This is a genomic window from Dyella sp. SG609 (genome assembly GCF_012275375.1).
Lineage (GTDB): Bacteria > Pseudomonadota > Gammaproteobacteria > Xanthomonadales > Rhodanobacteraceae > Dyella_D > Dyella_D marensis.
On sequence record NZ_JAAZQJ010000001.1, the window covers coordinates 109821 to 126546 of the forward strand.

Genomic DNA, 16726 nt, shown 5'->3' on the forward strand with positions numbered 1-16726 from the left:
GTGCCGGCGGCTGTTTGTTGGGGTTCGCTGCGCTCACCCCAACCTACGTCGACGATGAGGGCGTTATTCGCCTTCCCAGTAATCCACCGACTCGCCCTGCCTCCCCACTACGCGGAAAAACTGCGGCATCCCGTCCGCCCCCGGGCCGTACTCCGCCATTACGCCGTACTTGTTACTGTCCGGGTACTCGCACACCTCCGGATACTGCCGCGTGCTGATGCTCAGATAGCGCAGCTCCTTGTCGCTGGTGTTGGCGATCTGGTGCGCGGTCTCCGGCCCGCCGGGCGGGCAGGCGATGATGTCGCCGGCGCGGATGGGGTGGCGTTCCTCGCCGATGCGCACTTCGCCTTCGCCATCCAGCACGAAGAACATTTCCTCGTTCACGCGATGGTTGTGGAACGGATAGCCGCGCTTGCCCGGCGGCAGCACCGTCACGTTGTAGCCGAGCTTCTGCGCGCCGAGCTGCATCGAGATGCGCGCGATGCGCGGGCCGTAGCGTTCGGCGGCGGTGCCGGTGGGGGCGAAGGCGAGCGGGATGGGCTGCGGTTCGACGTCGGCGACATTGACGATTTGGCGGGCCATGGCAAGTCCTGGGTAGGTTGGGGTGAGCCGGAGGCGAACCCCAACAATGCGATGCGCGTGGAGGTGGTGGTGTCGGGGTTCGCTGCGCTCACCCCAACCTGCGCCGCGGCGTCAGGCGGGCAGGTGGCAGACGGCTTCCACGTTATGGCCGTCCAGATCCAGTACGAAAGCCGCGTAGTAGTTGTCGTGGTAATGCAGGCGCAGGCCCGGCGGGCCGTTGTCGGTGCCGCCGGCGGCCAGCGCCGCGGCGTAGAAGCGGTCGACCGCTTCGCGCGTCGGCGCCACGAAGGCCACGTGGATGGCCGACAGCGGCGCGATCGGGTCGGCGCTGATCCAGAAGCTGGGCTTGCCGTCCTTGCCGAAGCCGGCATGCGAGCGGCTGCCCGTCACTTCCTGGGTGACTTCCATCGCCAGGCCGCCGCCGAGCGGGGCCAGCACGCGTTCGTAGAAGGCCTTGCTGCGTGCGTAGTTGGAGACGGGCACGCCGATATGGTCGAGCATGGAAGCTACTCCTTGCAGGGAATGACGGTGGCTGGCGCGGCGAGTTTATGCCGGCGCGGCCCAGGCCGCAGCGCGCTTGTCGAGGAAAGCGCCGAGTCCTTCCTGGCCTTCGGCGGAAACGCGCAGGCGGGCGATCAGTTCGGCGTTCTCGCGGTCGATGCGCTCGGCCTGCGCCTGGTCCTGCCCGGCCACGCGCAGGGCCAGCCGCTTGGCCTCGGCCTGGGCGACGGGGCCGGCCTTGGCGAACGCGGCCAGCACGGCGTCCACCGCGCCGTCCAGTTCCTGCGCCGGCACGCACTGGTGCAGCAGGCCGATGCGCTGGGCGGTCGGTGCGTCGAACAGTTCGCCGGTCAGGAACAGGCGGCGCGACTGGCGCAGGCCGATCGCGGCGATCACGTACGGCGAGATCACCGCCGGCACCAGGCCGAGCTTGACCTCGGTCAGGCCGAACTTCGCGCCGTCCACGCCGATGGCGATATCGCAGCAGGCGACCAGGCCCACGCCGCCGCCGTAGGCCGCGCCGTTGACCCGCGCGACGGTGGGCTTGGGCAGGAACTGCAGGGTGCGCATCAGCGCGGCCAGGCGCAGCGAATCCTCGCGGTTCTCCGCCTCGCTGGCCTTGGCCATGCCGCGCATCCAGTGGAGGTCCGCGCCGGCGGAGAAGCTGGCGCCCGCGCCGGTGAGCACCACCGCGCGCACGGCCGGGTCGCGGCCGGCGGCGGCGAGCGCATCGGTCAGTTCGGCGATCAGGCCGTCGTCGAAGGCGTTGTGCACCTGCGGGCGGTTCATCGCGATGGTGCGGACGCCGGCGCGATCGGCGAGCTGGAGGCTGGTGTACATGGCGGCCTGGAGGTCTGGGGAAAGCGCCTAGGTTAGTCAAAGGCGGCGGCCAACGGCCAAGGGGCAGCAAGAGCTTGCGATCCACCCGTAGGCAATGGCACAGCCGGTGTTGATTCCCCCGTTTCCATCACAACCTGGTTACAATGCGAACCATTCTTATTTGAGTGTTGGCCGTGCGACTGTCCGACCTGCCGAAAGGGGCGCCTGCCGTGGTGGACCGAGTGGACGATGTGCTTGCCGGCGATCCGATCGCGCAACGCCTGCGCGACCTGGGTTTCGTCGCTGGCGAGCCCGTCCGCGTGGTGGCCCGCGGGCCGCTGGGTGCGGATCCGCTGCTGATCCAGATCGGCTCGACGCGCTTCGCCCTGCGCCGCAGCGAAGCGGCGCGCGTCACGGTGCGCACGGGAGAACACGTCCAAGGAGTGCACGGATGAGCGCCAGCACCCTGCGCATCGCCCTGGTGGGCAACCCCAACTGCGGCAAGACGGCGCTGTTCAACCAGCTCACCGGCGGCCGCCAGAAAGTGGCCAATTACGCCGGCGTCACCGTGGAGCGCAAGGAAGGCCGCTTCACCGCGCCCAGCGGCCGCGTACTGCACCTGATCGACCTGCCGGGCACCTACAGCTTCGACGCCACCAGCCCGGACGAGCAGATCACCCGCGACGTCTGCGCCGGCGCCTATCCGGGCGAGCCGGCACCGGATCTGATCGTCTGCGTGGCCGACGCCACCAACCTGCGCCTGCACCTGCGCTTCGTGCTGGAAGTGAAGCGCCTGGGCCGCCCGGTGGTGCTGGCGCTGAACATGATGGATACGGCGCGCCGCCGCGGCATCGATATCAACGTGGACGAACTGCAGCGCCGCCTGGGCATCCCGGTGGTCGAGACCGTCGCGGTGAAGCGCGGCGGCGCCAAGGCGCTGATCGAGCGTGTGGACGGTGCGATTCCGGAAGCGCCGGCCGCCTTGCCGGACGACCCGGCCAGCCGCGCCGACCTGCACGGCCAGGTGCGCGAGCTGCTCGCCGCCACCGTGGCGATGCCGCGCAGTACCGACGCCATCGACGACGCGCTCGACCGCTGGGCGCTGCATCCGGTGTTCGGTCTCGGCATTCTCGCGGTGCTGATGTTCCTGATCTTCCAGGCCGTGTTCTCCTGGGCGCAGCCGGTGATGGATGCCATCGCCGCCGGCGTGGCCGCGCTTGGCGGCTGGGTGACCAGCGCGCTGCCGCAGGGGAGCGCGCTGCACAGCCTGCTCAACGACGGCGTGTTCGCGGGCCTGGGCGCGGTGCTGGTGTTCCTGCCGCAGATCCTGATCCTGTTTCTGTTCATCCTGGTGCTGGAGGAATCCGGCTACCTGCCGCGCGCGGCCTTCCTGCTGGACAAGCTGATGTTCAAGGCGGGCCTGACCGGGCGCGCCTTCATTCCGCTGCTGTCGAGCTTCGCCTGCGCCATCCCCGGCATCATGGCCACGCGCAGCATCACCGACCCGCGCGACCGCCTCACCACCATCCTGGTGGCCCCGCTGATGACCTGCTCGGCGCGCCTGCCCGTGTACACGCTGCTGATCGCCGCCTTCATTCCGCAGCGCACGGTGTGGGGCGTGTTCAACCTGCAGGGCATCGTGCTGTTCACGCTGTACGTGGCGGGCATCGTCAGCGCGCTCAGCGTGGCCTTCGTGATCAAGCGTTTCCGCAAGGACAAGAGCGAGCACGCGCTGCTGATGGAGCTGCCCTCGTACCGCCTGCCGAATCCGCGCGACATCGCGCTGGGCCTGTGGGAGCGCGCGCTGATCTTCCTCAAGCGCGTGGGCGGCATCATCCTGGCGCTCACCGTGCTGCTGTGGTTCCTGTCCAGCTTTCCGGCGCCGCCGGAAGGCGCCACCCAGCCGGCCATCGACTACAGCCTGGCCGGCCGCCTGGGCCGCGCGCTGCACTACGTGTTCGCGCCGATCGGCTTCAACTGGCAGATCTGCATCGCGCTGATCCCGGGCCTGGCCGCGCGCGAAGTGGCGGTGTCGGCGCTGGGCACGGTGTACGCCATGTCCGCGGCCGCGGGCGGCGACGATGCGCTGGCCAGCCAGCTCGGTCCGGTGATCGCGCAGCAGTGGTCGCTGGCCACGGCGCTGTCGCTGCTGGCCTGGTACGTGTTCGCGCCGCAATGCATGTCGACCATGGCGGTGATCCGCCGCGAGACCAATTCCTGGCGCAACGTGGCGATCACGGCGGGCTATCTGTTCGGCCTGGCCTATCTGGCTTCGCTGATCACCTACCAGGTGGCGAGGGCGCTGTCGTGACTGCGTTCGCCATCGTGCAGGCGGTGATCATCGGCGCGCTGGTGCTGTGCAGCGCGCTGTACGCCTTCCGCAAGCTGCTGCCGGGCCTGAGCACGCGCTGGCTGGCGGCGGCTTCGGCCTCGCTCAACAAGCCGTGGCGCAAGCCCTGGCTGCGCGCGCTGGGCCGCCGGCTGCAGCCGGCGCAGGCCACCGGCAACTGCGGCGACGGCTGCGGCACCTGCGGCAGCTGCGGACCGACGCCGCCGTCCGCGGCGCGGCCCGAGGCGCAGCCGCTGGAATTCCGTCCGCGTCAGCGTTGACGCTTCTGCTCGTCATCCCGGCGCAGGCCGGGATCCAGTGGCGTTACCGCTGGATTGTCGCGCAAGGGTGCAAGAGCTCCGGCCTTACGTCATCGCTCAGATGAGCCATGTCGCTACTGGATCCCGGCCTGCGCCGGGATGACGCTGTGTAGGCAGCGCTTCCCTATCGATCAGGCATCACCGCTGCGCCGGAAGCGCAGCTGCTTGCGCTGCTTGAACAGATCCACCATCCAGAACATTACGGCGCCCGCCGCGGGCAGCCGCGCGTCGCTCAGCAGCACCACGGCCGCGATGATCACCAGCACGCCGACCAGCGTATCCGGCAGCTTGCTCAGCCATGAGCGCTTGCCCGGATTGCGCGCGCGCATGCGCAGGAAGCCGAGGGCCAGCGCCGGTATCGCCAGCAGCTGGGCGGGGAACAGCAGGGGCTTGCCGTCGTCGGTCTGGCCCAGGCTGTAGATGGCGAACGCGGCCAGCGCCAGCACGGGCACGAAGGCCATGCGCAGCAGCGGCCATGGCGTCACCGGTTGTTCCGGCTGCTGCTGCCAGCGCCAGGCCACCAGGAACAGCAGGTAGTAAGCCCAGGCGCCGGTGGCGATGCCGGCCAGGACCGGAAAAACGTTGCGGCCTTCGGGGTCGTCCACGACCGCATACAGCAGCGTGCCCAACAGCAGCAGCGCGAAGCAGCGGATCGCACCGACGATCACCCGCGGCCGCGTCACCACGAAGCGCTCGGCCGCGCCGATGCAGAAACGCGTGAGGCGCGGATCGAAGAAGCTGTCGAGCAAGGCCACGTTGCCGCCGCACAGCCGCAGCGCAAAACGCCCCAGCGCGCTGAGCTGTTGCGGGATCAGCGCGGCGAACGCGATCCACCACCAGCGGAACGGCTGGCGCAGGCGCTGCAGTTCGCGCCAGGCCTGGTTCGGCATCGGGTAGGGCTTTTTCGGATCGCGCGTGACGGTGGCGAGCACATTCTTGTTGCGCTCCTGCATCAGCCACGACAGCTCCAGGCGCGCGGCGAAATCCTGCGGCGCCTGCCCGGCCTGCGCCAGCAGCGGGCGCAGGCCGAAGAACTGGATCAGCAGCGCGGCGCAGGCCGCGGGCATCGGCGGACGCTCCAGCCACAGCCGTTCGAACAAGGGCCGCGCGGCGGCCTGGCGCACGGCGAAGTTGCGCAGCGCCGGCTGCACGCACAGCACGGCTTCCAGCGCCGCGCGGTCGCCGGCCAGCGCCTGCGCGCTGAGCCAGGCATAGAAGCCGTCCATGTCCAGCCACTGCGCATTCGCGCCCCAGGGCTGCATGGTGGGCGAGTGGCGCTTGACCAGCTGGTAGCGCTCCTGCGCGAGGTTGCGCAGCTGGTGCAGGTGCATCGCGTCGACGCCGCTCTGGGTGTGCTCCAGATCGAAGAAGCCCAGTGTGGCGTCCATGCTCGCCGCGTCGATCGGCGGCACTTCCTGCAGCAGCCGCTGGATCAGCGCGCGCCCCACCTGCTGCTTGATCTGCAGCGACCATAGCGCGGGCTGCTCGTGCAGCCAGGTTTTCAGCTGGCGCGGGTCGCCCAGCGGCGCCAGCTTCAGATAGGCCTCGATAAAGACCTGCAGATCGAAGACCTGCGGCGCCGCGGCGGTGGGCGGCTGGCCGAACTGCACGGGGCGCCACGGCTGGTGCCTGTCCGGCACGGGCGGCGGCGGGGGCATCGGCGCGGGCGCCGCCGCGGGCGGCACGCGCGGCATCTGCGGTGCCGGTGCCGCAGGCGGCACGTGCGGCATGTGCGGAGCGGGCGGCACGTTCGGTACATGCGGCATCTGCGGTGCGGAACGCATCGGCGGCAGCTCCGGCATAGGCTGCGGCTGGACCGGCGCGGCGATTTCTCCGGCGCGCTCCAGCTCCTCGCCGTCGTCCTCTCCGGCTTCGTCCTCGTCCGGCGCCATCGCCATCATCGCCGCGCGCGCCTGCCAGGCCAGGGCGCGCTGATACATCTCGTGCAGCTGCTGGAAGCCGGCCGGATCCTCGTCCGGACGCACCGTCCGCAGGCGCCTGGCATAAGCGCGCTTGATCTCCCGCTCGTCCGCTTCCGGCGGCAGGCCGAACCAGTCGAGCGGGGACTTCACAGGCTGGCCTCGAGCGTGTCCAGCGCCTCGCCGAAGTGGCGGCGGTGCTCGCGGATCATCTGCTCGTCCTGGCTTTCCAGGATCGAGCGGAAGCGCGCGATCCAGTGCTGCAGCTGGTCGCGTGCCTGCACGTATTCCTCGTACAGGCGTTCGGCGCGGGCGAGCATGGCGATGTTCTCCTGCTTGTCGCGCGGATGCACCTTGATGCTTTCCAGCGCCAGCAGGCGCGCGCGGATTTCCTCGGGGCTGAGCACGCCGGGGTTCTGTTCCAGCACCAGCTCGTGGCGCTCGCGCGTGGCGATCACCTCGGCTTCCACCTGCAGCACGCCGTTGACGTCGTAGGTGAAGCGCACGTTCACCGCGTTCTCCTGGGTGCTGCGCTGCGGCGGCAGGGGAATGTCCAGCTCGCCCAGCTTGATGTTGCGCTCGACCATCGGGTTCTCGCCCTGGAACACGCGCAGCTTGATTTCGCGCTGGTGGTCGCGGGTGGGATAGAACTGCTCCTCGCGGCTCACCGGCACCGTGCTGTTGCGGTGGATGATCGGCGCGAAGAAGCCGTCCTGCTCGGTGCCGCCTTCGTCGCGGCGCGATACCGCGATGCCCAGCGTGTAGGGGCAGACGTCGGTGAGGATCACTTCGTCCAGGCGCTGGTCGCGCGCCTTCATGCCGGCCGCCGCGCAGGCGCCGAGCGCGATGGCCTGGTCGGGGTTGATGTGGCGCAGCGGCAGCCGGCCGAACATGCGCGAGACCAGGCGCGCCGCCAGCGGCATGCGGCTGGCGCCGCCGACCAGGATGATCTCGTCGAGCTGGTTCGGTTGCAGGCGCGCATCGCGCATGGCGCGTTCCAGCGGCGCGCGCATGCGCTGCACCAGTTCCTCGCTGAGGCGGGCGAAGCGTTCCTCGTCGATGTTCCAGGACAGCAGCTCCTCGCCGCGCTTCCAGTTCACCTGGGCCTGGCCGGCGCCGAGCTCGCGCTTGGCCTGCTCCAGGCGGCGGCGCAGCTGGCCGCGTTCCTGCGGCGACAGCTCGCCCAGCTTGTGGTCGGCGTGGAAGGCCGTTTCCAGCACGTCGAGGAAATCCTCGCCGCCGAGATAGTTGTCGCCGGCGCTGGCATGCACTTCGACCACGCCGTCGAACATCTCCAGGATCGACACGTCGAAGGTGCCGCCGCCCAGGTCGAACACCAGGAAGCGCGTGCCGTCGCGCTGTTCCTGCAGGCCGTAGGCCAGCGCCGCCGCGGTGGGTTCGTTGATCAGCCGCTCCACGCGGATGCCGGCCAGCTCGCCGGCGGCGCGGGTGGCCTTGCGCTGCGCGTCGGAGAAATAGGCCGGCACGCTGATCACCGCCTCGCTCACTTTCTCGCCGGTGGCCGCCTCGGCGTCGGCGATGAGCGTGCGCAGGATCAGCGCCGAGAGTTCTTCCGGCCGGAACGTGCGGGCGCCCAGGCGGGTTTCGCGCGCGGTGCCCATCCAGCGCTTGAAGGCGGCGACGCTGTCGCCGGGGTGGCTGATCATGCGGTCGCGCGCGGCCTGGCCGACGATGATGTGGCCTTCCTCGTCGACACTCACCACCGAAGGCGTCAGCAGTTCGCCCAGCGCATTGGGAAACAGTGTTGAACCGGCTTCGCCGTAGCGGCCGACGAGCGAGTGGGTGGTGCCTAGGTCGATGCCGACGATCATGCTTGCGAACCCTTGTCGATAAATGAAACCCGCGGCGCGCTCAGCGCACGCCGGGCGTGGCCTTGCGCGTCAGCCAGGACTGGCCCATGCCCCAGAACACCATGGCCAGGGCGGACGTCCACTGGAACCACAGCGTGCTTCCCACGACGTAGCTGCGGAACGCGCAGATCGCGCCCATCAGCAGGATCACCCTGGGCAGGTATTTGTTGGCGTCCTCGCGCTTCAGATACGTGAGCAGCGCCAGCAGCATCGCCGACGCCGCCACGCCGTTGGAGACGTGATGCGGCGGCGGCAGCTGCGCGGCAGCGGCGAAGGAGAGCGCGGCGAGCAGCGGAACGAAGCTCGCCTGGATCGCCGTGGCCAGGCGCGAATGCGGCCCCGGCAAGGTCTGCCAGAACAGCAGGAAGTTGAACACGACGACATAGAGCGGCAGGGCGAACGTTGCCAGTATCGCGATGTCGACATAGCGCCGCGGATCTGCCGCGGGCCCGGCCTGCCAGGCGACGAAAAAGCAGATCGACGCTTCCGCGGCCAGCGCAGCCAGCAGGCGCACGCCCCATACGATCAGCTTGGGCCGGGTCAGCTGGCCCGGCGCGCCGGCTTCGCTCCAGAAATACAGCGAGCGGTGGTCGAAGTAGCGGCCGAGCAGGCGCACGTGGCGGCCATGCAGGCCGACCGCGGCGCGCAGCCGGAAAATGAAATCGCCCAGTTCGCGCGACAGCGACAGCGACAGCGCGAGCAGCAGGATGCGCGGCCAGCTGAAGGGGCGCGCAAGCTGGTCGCGCAGGCGGCGCGTGCGGGCCACGTCGATATAGCGCTGCTGCGGGTCTTCCACCGCGCGCGCCAGCAGGTTCACGCGGGCCGGCGCCATCAGCCAGGCCAGGTGGCGTTCGGCCACCGCCGACTGCGTGGCCTGCGCGTCGCCGCCCAGCGCCGCGTCCTTCCATTCGAAGAATTCGGCGAGCTGCTCGTAGCACATGCGCGGCATCGGCCGCGGTTCGGCGCGCAGCCAGTCCAGCGCGGCGCGGCCGGCCTGTTGTTCTTCCGCCAGCGACCAGGCCATGTTGCGCAGGCTGAGCCAGGCCCACAGGTCGGCCGGGTCGCCGGCCGTGCACAGCTCCTGCAGGCGCGCCAGGAAACTTTCCGGTTCGAAGCGTGCGCCGAGCCGCGGCTGTTCCGGGTGCTGGGCGAGATAGCGGCCGATCGGCACGTAGCGCTGGTGGCAGGTTTCGCGCAGGTAGAAAAGCAGGGGGCCATCGGCGCCGCGGGCGACCTGGTCCAGTTCGAAGTAGTCCAGCAGCGTATCGATGCAGGTCGCCGGCATCGGCATGGGGTTGTGGCGCAGCTGCCGCAGCACGGCGTCGCCGAGCTGCTGCTTGAGCCGCAGCGACCACAGGCCGGGGTGGCGCTCCAGCCAGCCGCGCAGCGCGGCGGCGTCGCCCTGGACGGCGATCAGCGAGAGTTCGCGCAGGAAGTCGTCGGGGTCGACCTGGATCGCGTCGTGGCGTTCCATCGCCGTGGCGGGAGGCGCGTGCGGGACTGGCCGCGGGCGCGGGGAGCGCTCGGCGGGAGCTGGCGCAGGCGCGGCAGGCGCGGGCATGGCGACGCGGTTGCGGCACCACTGCAGCGCCTGCTGGTAGGCATCGTGCAGGCGCTGGAAGCCGGCCGGGTCCTCGTCCGGCCGGTGCTGCTTCAACCGCTGCGCGTAGGCGCGCCTGATCGCCTGCTCGTCGGCGTCGGGCGCCAGGCCCAGCCGTTCAAAGATGCCGTGGATCATGCGGTTCCCTGCCGTGGTGCCGGTCCTCTCCCTGGGGCCGGCCCATCGCGCCGTCCGGCGCGATGGCTGCTATGCGTTCTGCGTGCACGTTCCGTCCCCCTGTCGAAAGAGCATGCCGCGTTTCGGCTACATACGGAACACGCCGTAGCGCTGCGGCTCGATCGGCGCATTGAGCGAGGCGGAGATGGCCAGGCCCAGCACGCGGCGGGTGTCGGCCGGGTCGATGATGCCGTCGTCCCACAGGCGCGCGCTGGCGTAGTAGGGGTGGCCCTGGCGCTCGTACTGCTCGCGGATCGGCGCCTTGAAGGCTTCCTCGTCCTCGGCGCTCCAGCTCTTGCCGGCTGCTTCCAGGCCGTCGCGGCGCACGGTGGCCAGCACCGAGGAGGCCTGCTCGCCGCCCATCACGCTGATGCGCGCGTTCGGCCACATCCACAGGAAGCGCGCGCCGTAGGCGCGGCCGCACATGGCGTAGTTGCCGGCGCCGAAGCTGCCGCCGATCACCACGGTGAACTTCGGCACGTGCGAGCAGGCCACGGCGGTGACCATCTTGGCGCCGTCCTTGGCGATGCCGGCGTTCTCGTACTTCTTGCCGACCATGAAGCCGGTGATGTTCTGCAGGAACACCAGCGGCACGTTGCGCTGGTTGCACAGCTCGATGAAGTGCGCGCCCTTGAGCGCGCTCTCGGCGAACAGGATGCCGTTGTTGGCGACGATGCCCACGGGGTAGCCGTGGATGTGGGCGAAGCCGCAGACCAGGGTCTTGCCGTAGCGCGCCTTGAATTCGTGGAATTCGGAGCCGTCGACGATGCGCGCGATCACCTCGCGGATGTCGAACGGGCGGCGCGTGTCCTGGGGGATCACGCCGTACAGCTCCTCGGCGGGGTAGCGCGGCTCGGCCGGCGGGCGCAGCGCCAGCGGGATGTCCTTCCGGCGATTGAGGCTGGCCACGATGTCGCGCGCGATCGACAGCGCGTGGGCGTCGTTCTCGGCGAAGTGGTCGGCCACGCCGGAGACGGACGTATGGACGTCCGCGCCGCCCAGCGCCTCGGCGTCCACCACCTCGCCGGTGGCGGCCTTCACCAGCGGCGGGCCGCCCAGGAAGATGGTGCCCTGCTCGCGCACGATGATGGTCTCGTCGCTCATCGCCGGCACGTAGGCGCCGCCGGCGGTGCAGGAGCCCATCACCACGGCGATCTGCGGAATCCCCAAGCCCGACATGCGCGCCTGGTTGTAGAAGATGCGGCCGAAGTGTTCCCGGTCCGGAAACACTTCGTCCTGCAGCGGCAGGAAGGCGCCGCCGGAATCGACCAGGTAGACGCAGGGCAGGCGGTTTTCCAGCGCCACTTCCTGCGCGCGCAGGTGCTTCTTCACGGTCATCGGGAAATACGTGCCGCCCTTGACGGTGGCGTCGTTGGCCACCACCACCACCTCGATGCCGTGCACGCGGCCGATGCCGGTGATGATGCCGGCGGCCGGCGCGGCGTCGTCGTACATGCCGTGCGCGGCCAGCGGCGAGAGTTCGAGAAAGGGCGAGCCGGGATCGAGCAGGGCGCGGATGCGTTCGCGCGGCAGCAGCTTGCCGCGCGCGGTGTGCTTCTCGCGCGCCTTGTCGCCGCCGCCTTCCGCGCTGACGGCCAGCTGGTGGTGCAGGTCGTCCACCAGCGCGCGCAGGTTGGCGCTGCCGGCCTGGAATTCGGGCGAGCGGGTATCGAGCTGCGAGGTAAGGACACTCATGAGGCGAGGGCGCGTTCGAAGGGAAAGGCCGGATGATAGCGGCCGGCGCGCCGGGGCCGAAACGCACCGCCGCATTTCCTCGCGCGGCGCCGCGCTATTTCTCGCGGACGAAAAAAAACCGGCCGCTTGCGCGACCGGTTTTCCTTGAAGCAGATCGCTAAGGGATTACTGACCCTTGGCGGCGTCCTTCGCCTTGTCCGCAGCGTCCTTGGCGGCGCCGGCAGCGTCCTTGGCAGCGTCGGCGGCCTTGGAAGCGGCGTCGGCAGCCTGCTCCATGGCGGCGGCCGGAGCGGTGCCGGCAGCAGCCGGGGCAGCAGCGGTCGAAGCCGGAGCAGCAGCCGGAGCGGCGGCGGTCGCGGCGGCAGCCGGAGCCTCGGCAGCCTTCTGAGCCTGGTCAGCCGACTGCTGAGCCTGGTCAGCCGACTTCTGGGCGTCCTGCGCGGAATCCTGCGCGCCGTTGCTGCAAGCCGCCAGCAGCGCGACGAGCGCGGAGGCGAGTAGGGTACGCGTGAACTTCATTGTTGAATCTCCTTTGCCGTGGAATGCCGTTTGGCGGGCGTATTAATAGCGCTTTCGCGGAATTTGCGCCACATCTTTATTTAACAAGGCCATAGCCGGTTATCCCCCTTTCATGGGGGTACCGGCCGGGCCATGCCTGTTCTGCTTTAGAGCAGTTCGACCGCGATGGCGGTGGCTTCGCCGCCGCCGATGCACAGCGAGGCGACGCCGCGCTTCAGGCCGCGGGTCTTCAGCGCGTTGAGCAGGGTCACCACCAGGCGGGTGCCGCTGGCGCCGATGGGATGGCCGAGCGCGCAGGCGCCGCCGTTGACATTGAGCTTGTCGTGCGGGATGCCCAGCTCGCGCATCGGCGCCATGGCCACCACGGCGAAGGCTTCGTTGACCTCGAACAGGTCCACGTCCGCGACCTTCCAGCCGGCCTTTTCCAGCACCTTCTGCATGGCGCTGACCGGGGCGGTGGTGAACCATTCGGGTTCCTGCGAATGGGTGGCGTGCGCCACGATGCGCGCCAGCGGCTGGATGCCGCGGGCCTTGGCGTCGTCGGCCGAGAGCAGCACCACGGCGGCGGCGCCGTCGGAAATGCTGGAGGAGCTGGCGGCCGTGATGGTGCCGTTCTCCTTGCGGAAGGCGGGCTTGAGGGCCGGCACCTTGGCGATGTCCGAGCGGCCCGGCTGCTCGTCGGTGTCGACCACCACGTCGCCCTTGCGGCCGGCCACGGTGACCGGGACGATCTCGCCGGCGAAGGCGCCGTTCTGCTGCGCGGCCTGCGCGCGCTTGACCGACTCGATGGCGAAGGCGTCCTGCTCCTCGCGGGTGAAGTGGTACTTGTCGGCGCACAGCTCGCCGAACACGCCCATGGCCTTGCCGTCGTACGGATTGGTCAGGCCGTCCCAGGCCATGTGGTCGACCAGCTGGCCGTCGCCGTAGCGGATGCCGGTGCGCGCGTTGACCATGTGCGGCGCATTGGTCATCGACTCCATGCCGCCGGCCACCACCACGGCGGACGAGCCGGCCTTGATCAGGTCGTGGCCGAGCATGATGGCCTTCATGCCGGAACCGCACACCTTGTTGACGGTGGTGCAGCCGACGGCGGTGGGCAGGCCGGCCTTGAGCGCCGCCTGGCGGGCCGGGGCCTGGCCGAGGTTGGCGGGCAGCACGCAGCCCATCAGCACTTCATTGACGTCCTGTGCGGCGATGCCGGCCTGCTCCAGTGCGGCCTTGATGGCGGTGGCGCCCAGCGTGGGGGTGGGCACGCCGGTGAACTGGCCGAGGAAAGAGCCGATGGCGGTGCGCTTGGCGCCCGCGATGACAACACTGACGTCCGACATGGAGATCTCCGCAAGGACTGGGTGGGCAGGGGATGCCCGTAGGGTGTGTAGCGATCGCCGGATTATCGCAGCCGCCTACCACTGTCGGCAAACCGTTGCCGCGCCAAGGGTTTGCGTGCGACCTCCGTCATTATTCCTTCGCAATTCGTTGCGCCGGCTTTGTGCCAACATTAGCCGCAGGAATCGCCGGCCGCGGGCAAGCCGCGCCGGCTCTGACATGGGTCGTCAAAGCCTGGGGATCAAGATCATGGGTATGGGGAACGGTTATCCGCGCCAGCGCGAAGTGTGCCTGGCCGTCGTCGTGGCATTGGGCCTGAGCGCCTGCGGCGGAGGCGGCGGCAGCGGCAATGTCCGCGTATCGCCGAGCACGCCGCCGAGCACGCCCTCGACACCCTCGCAGCCGTCCAGCCCGCAGCCGCCGATCGACGCGCAGCTCACGCTGACCGACACCAATGCGGCGCACGCGCAGGGCTATACCGGCCAGGGCGTCACCATCGGCGTGGTCGACAGCGGCGTCATGCGCAACCACCCGGCGCTGGCCGGGCGCGTGCTGGCGGACCTGATCTACGTCGACCCCAGCGTCAACAACACCAGCATCGACGACGTGGTCGGCCACGGCACCTGGGTGTCGCAGGTGGCCGCGGGCAAGCCGGTGGGGCAGTTCGTCGGCGGCATCGCGCCGGGGGCGGACATCGTGTCGGCGCGCATCATCGCCGACAAGGCGCCGACCGACGACGGCTCCGGCCAGGGCAACCGCGTCACCACCGCCGACCCGCTGGGCGCGATCAACGACGACCTGATCGCCAACGGCGTGAAGGTGATGAACAACTCCTGGGGCGGCCTGTACTGGGACGCCACCGCCACCGCCACCACGCAGAGCTTCCACGACGCCTACAACCGTTTCGTCAACAGCTGGGGCGGCCTGGTGGTGTTCGCCGCGGGCAACGATTCCAAAGCCAACCCGAGCGACGTGGCGGCGCTGCCGGCGCGCGCGCCCGACCTCACCCGCGGCTGGCTGACGGTGGTGGCGGTGGACAGCAACAACCCCACCAAGCTGGCCAGCTATTCGAACGCCTGCGGCATCGCCATGAACTACTGCCTGGCCGCGCCGGGCAACCTCATCGTCACCGGCAAGGACGACACCGCCACCAGCACCAGCTACTACATCATCACCGGCACCTCGTTCGCGGCGCCGCAGGTGTCGGGTGCGGCGGCCCTGGTGTGGCAGGCCTATCCGTATTTCAGCAACGACCTGGTGCGCCAGACCCTGCTCGGCACCGCGGCGGATCTCGGCACGCCCGGGCCGGACACCACCTTCGGCTACGGCATGCTCGACGTGGGCAAGGCGGTGAACGGTCCGGCGAAGTTCGACTGGGGCGACGTCACGGTGAACTTCGCCGGCAGCTCCAGCTGGAACAACCCGATCTCCGGCGCCGGCGGCCTGATCAAGCAGGGCACCGGCACCTTGCTGCTGACCCAGCCGTCCACTTACACGGGCCTGACCCAGGTGCAGGGCGGCGTGCTGTCGGCGAAGTCGCTGGCTTCCGGCGTGGCGATCAGCGCGCAGGGCACGCTCACCGACACGCACGGCATCGGCGGCAACGTGGCCAATGCCGGCGTGCTCACCGTGCGCGGCGGCGACGTCAACGTGGCCGGCAGCTATCAGCAGATGAGCGGCGGCCGGCTCGCGCTGGAACTGGGCTCGGCGCTGCGCACCGGCGGCAGCGCCACGCTGGGCGGCGGCGATCTCTACGTGATCGGCGCGGGCTCGGGCTATGTCGCCAATGCGCATACCAATGTTCTGGTGGCGAACGGCGGGCTCACCGGCACGTTCTCGGCGGTCAACACCGCGTCCAATGTGTTCCTCAATGCGTCGATCAATTACGACGCCACCAGCGCCTGGCTCAACGTCACCCAGGTGCAGGTGACGGCAGTGCAGGGCATGAGCTACACCGCCGCCTCGATGGGCGCGGCGCAGCGCGTGGACGGCGCCTTCCAGCAGCTCAATACGCAGCTCGCGCAGAACGGCGCGGGCGGGCAGGCGGCGGCCTCCGGCTTTATCCAGGGCGCCGCGCTGCTGCAGCAGTCGCCGAACCTGGGCTCCGCGCAGCAGTCGCTGGAAAGCCTGTCCGGCCAGCTGCATGCGGCGAGTGCGGCGATGACCTTGCAGGCGATCGACGCCAGCACGCGCGCGTTCTCCGACCGCTTCGACGAACTCGCGCAGGCGCCGCAGGCCGGCGGCTGGGCGCAGAACCTCGGCTACCAGGGCTCGATGGCGCGCGCCGGCTACGGCAGCGTCGGCATGGATTTGAACGGCTGGATGGTCGGCCAGGACCGCCGCCTCGGCCCCAATGGGTTCGCCGGTTTCGCGGTGGCGCAGATGCAGGGCCTGGGCCGCCTGGCCGAAAGCGCCGACCAGGGCCGCAGCCGCGCGGTCGAGGGCAGCCTGTATGCCGGCGTCATGCGCGATTCCTGGTATGCGATGGGCCGCCTCGGCATCGGCGGCTACCAGGAAAACATGCGCCGCCAACTGCAGCTCGGCGACGCCACCACCGCGGTGGCCAGCGATACGCGCGGCCGCTACGGCGTGGCCTACGGCGAAAGCGGCTACCGCTTCGATGCCGCCGGCCTGCGCGTCACGCCTTATGTGGACGTGCAATACACGCGCATCCAGCGCGACGGCTTCAACGAACTGGGCGGCTACGGCTTCGGCCTGAAGTCGCCGGGCCAGACCATCGAACGCTGGCAGGCCGGCGCCGGCCTGCGCGCGGCGCGCAGCTGGCTGGTGCCCAGCCTGGGCCGGCTGGATCTGAAAGCGCGGCTGTCCTGGCAGCAGTCGTTCGCCACGCGCGGCGACGTGTTCGACGCCAGCTTCACCGGGCTCAATCAATGGGCGCCGCTCGGCGGCATCGGGCTGGCGCGCTATGCGGGCCTGGCCGGGCTGGAACTGGACTGGCGCTTCTCGCCGCGCGGCGCGCTGCTGCTGGGCTACGACCAGTACTTCGGCCAGCGCGACCAGTCGAGCATGGCCACCCTGGCGTATCAGTACCGCTGGTAGGCAGGGCG

General features: G+C 69.9%; 13 protein-coding genes. 4 read left to right on the plus strand and 9 right to left on the minus strand.

Annotation, left to right across the window (positions count from 1 at the left end; genetic code table 11):
- Window positions 1–63: 63 nt before the first annotated feature.
- The 3 genes from FHW85_RS00520 to FHW85_RS00530 form a co-directional block, all read right to left on the minus strand.
- Window positions 64–582: a cupin domain-containing protein gene (locus FHW85_RS00520; protein ID WP_167254034.1), complete on the minus strand. Its 519-nt coding sequence runs from the start codon at window positions 580–582 to the stop codon at window positions 64–66.
- 111 nt (window positions 583–693) lie between these two features.
- Window positions 694–1083 carry a VOC family protein gene (locus FHW85_RS00525; RefSeq protein ID WP_167254036.1) on the minus strand — a complete coding sequence of 130 codons (390 nt, stop codon included), beginning with the start codon at window positions 1081–1083 and terminating at the stop codon, window positions 694–696.
- 45 nt (window positions 1084–1128) lie between these two features.
- The gene (locus tag FHW85_RS00530) at window positions 1129–1923 is read right to left on the minus strand and encodes an enoyl-CoA hydratase-related protein (protein WP_168646969.1); all 795 of its coding nucleotides are present in this window, start codon (window positions 1921–1923) and stop codon (window positions 1129–1131) included.
- A gap of 173 nt (window positions 1924–2096) precedes the next feature.
- Between FHW85_RS00530 and FHW85_RS00535 the strand changes: the two genes are divergently transcribed.
- Genes FHW85_RS00535 through FHW85_RS00545 form a run of 3 tightly spaced genes read left to right on the plus strand, consistent with a single transcriptional unit; the run spans window position 2097 to window position 4512 of the window.
- Window positions 2097–2357 (plus strand): FeoA family protein, encoded by a 261-nt coding sequence (locus FHW85_RS00535; RefSeq protein ID WP_168646970.1) that lies wholly within the window; start codon window positions 2097–2099, stop codon window positions 2355–2357.
- Window positions 2354–4213 (plus strand): ferrous iron transporter B, encoded by a 1860-nt coding sequence (locus FHW85_RS00540; RefSeq protein ID WP_167254042.1) that lies wholly within the window; start codon window positions 2354–2356, stop codon window positions 4211–4213. The genes FHW85_RS00535 and FHW85_RS00540 overlap by 4 nt, the downstream gene beginning before the upstream one ends.
- Window positions 4210–4512, plus strand: coding sequence for a DUF6587 family protein (locus FHW85_RS00545; RefSeq protein ID WP_167254044.1), 303 nt, complete (start codon window positions 4210–4212; stop codon window positions 4510–4512). Before FHW85_RS00540 ends, FHW85_RS00545 begins: the two co-directional genes overlap by 4 nt.
- Window positions 4513–4682: 170 nt before the next feature.
- Here FHW85_RS00545 and FHW85_RS22155 read toward each other — a convergent pair whose 3' ends face one another.
- The 6 genes from FHW85_RS22155 to FHW85_RS00575 all read right to left on the minus strand — a co-directional run bounded on the left by FHW85_RS22155 (window position 4683) and on the right by FHW85_RS00575 (window position 13660).
- On the minus strand, window positions 4683–6623 hold the full coding sequence (locus FHW85_RS22155; RefSeq protein WP_210427669.1) for a J domain-containing protein: 1941 nt from the start codon (window positions 6621–6623) through the stop codon (window positions 4683–4685).
- On the minus strand, window positions 6620–8302 hold the full coding sequence (locus FHW85_RS00555; RefSeq protein WP_168646971.1) for a molecular chaperone HscC: 1683 nt from the start codon (window positions 8300–8302) through the stop codon (window positions 6620–6622). Before FHW85_RS00555 ends, FHW85_RS22155 begins: the two co-directional genes overlap by 4 nt.
- 40 nt (window positions 8303–8342) lie before the next feature.
- Window positions 8343–10079 carry a J domain-containing protein gene (locus FHW85_RS00560; RefSeq protein ID WP_168646972.1) on the minus strand — a complete coding sequence of 579 codons (1737 nt, stop codon included), beginning with the start codon at window positions 10077–10079 and terminating at the stop codon, window positions 8343–8345.
- A gap of 126 nt (window positions 10080–10205) precedes the next feature.
- Window positions 10206–11813 (minus strand): carboxyl transferase domain-containing protein, encoded by a 1608-nt coding sequence (locus FHW85_RS00565; RefSeq protein ID WP_168646973.1) that lies wholly within the window; start codon window positions 11811–11813, stop codon window positions 10206–10208.
- A gap of 165 nt (window positions 11814–11978) precedes the next feature.
- The gene (locus FHW85_RS00570) at window positions 11979–12332 is read right to left on the minus strand and encodes a hypothetical protein (RefSeq protein ID WP_167254051.1); all 354 of its coding nucleotides are present in this window, start codon (window positions 12330–12332) and stop codon (window positions 11979–11981) included.
- A gap of 146 nt (window positions 12333–12478) precedes the next feature.
- Window positions 12479–13660 (minus strand): acetyl-CoA C-acyltransferase, encoded by a 1182-nt coding sequence (locus tag FHW85_RS00575; protein WP_168646974.1) that lies wholly within the window; start codon window positions 13658–13660, stop codon window positions 12479–12481.
- Between the two features lie 247 nt (window positions 13661–13907).
- On the opposite strand from FHW85_RS00575, the gene FHW85_RS00580 reads away from it, so the two are divergent.
- The gene (locus FHW85_RS00580) at window positions 13908–16718 is read left to right on the plus strand and encodes an autotransporter serine protease (RefSeq protein WP_246866600.1); all 2811 of its coding nucleotides are present in this window, start codon (window positions 13908–13910) and stop codon (window positions 16716–16718) included.
- Window positions 16719–16726: the final 8 nt, after the last annotated feature.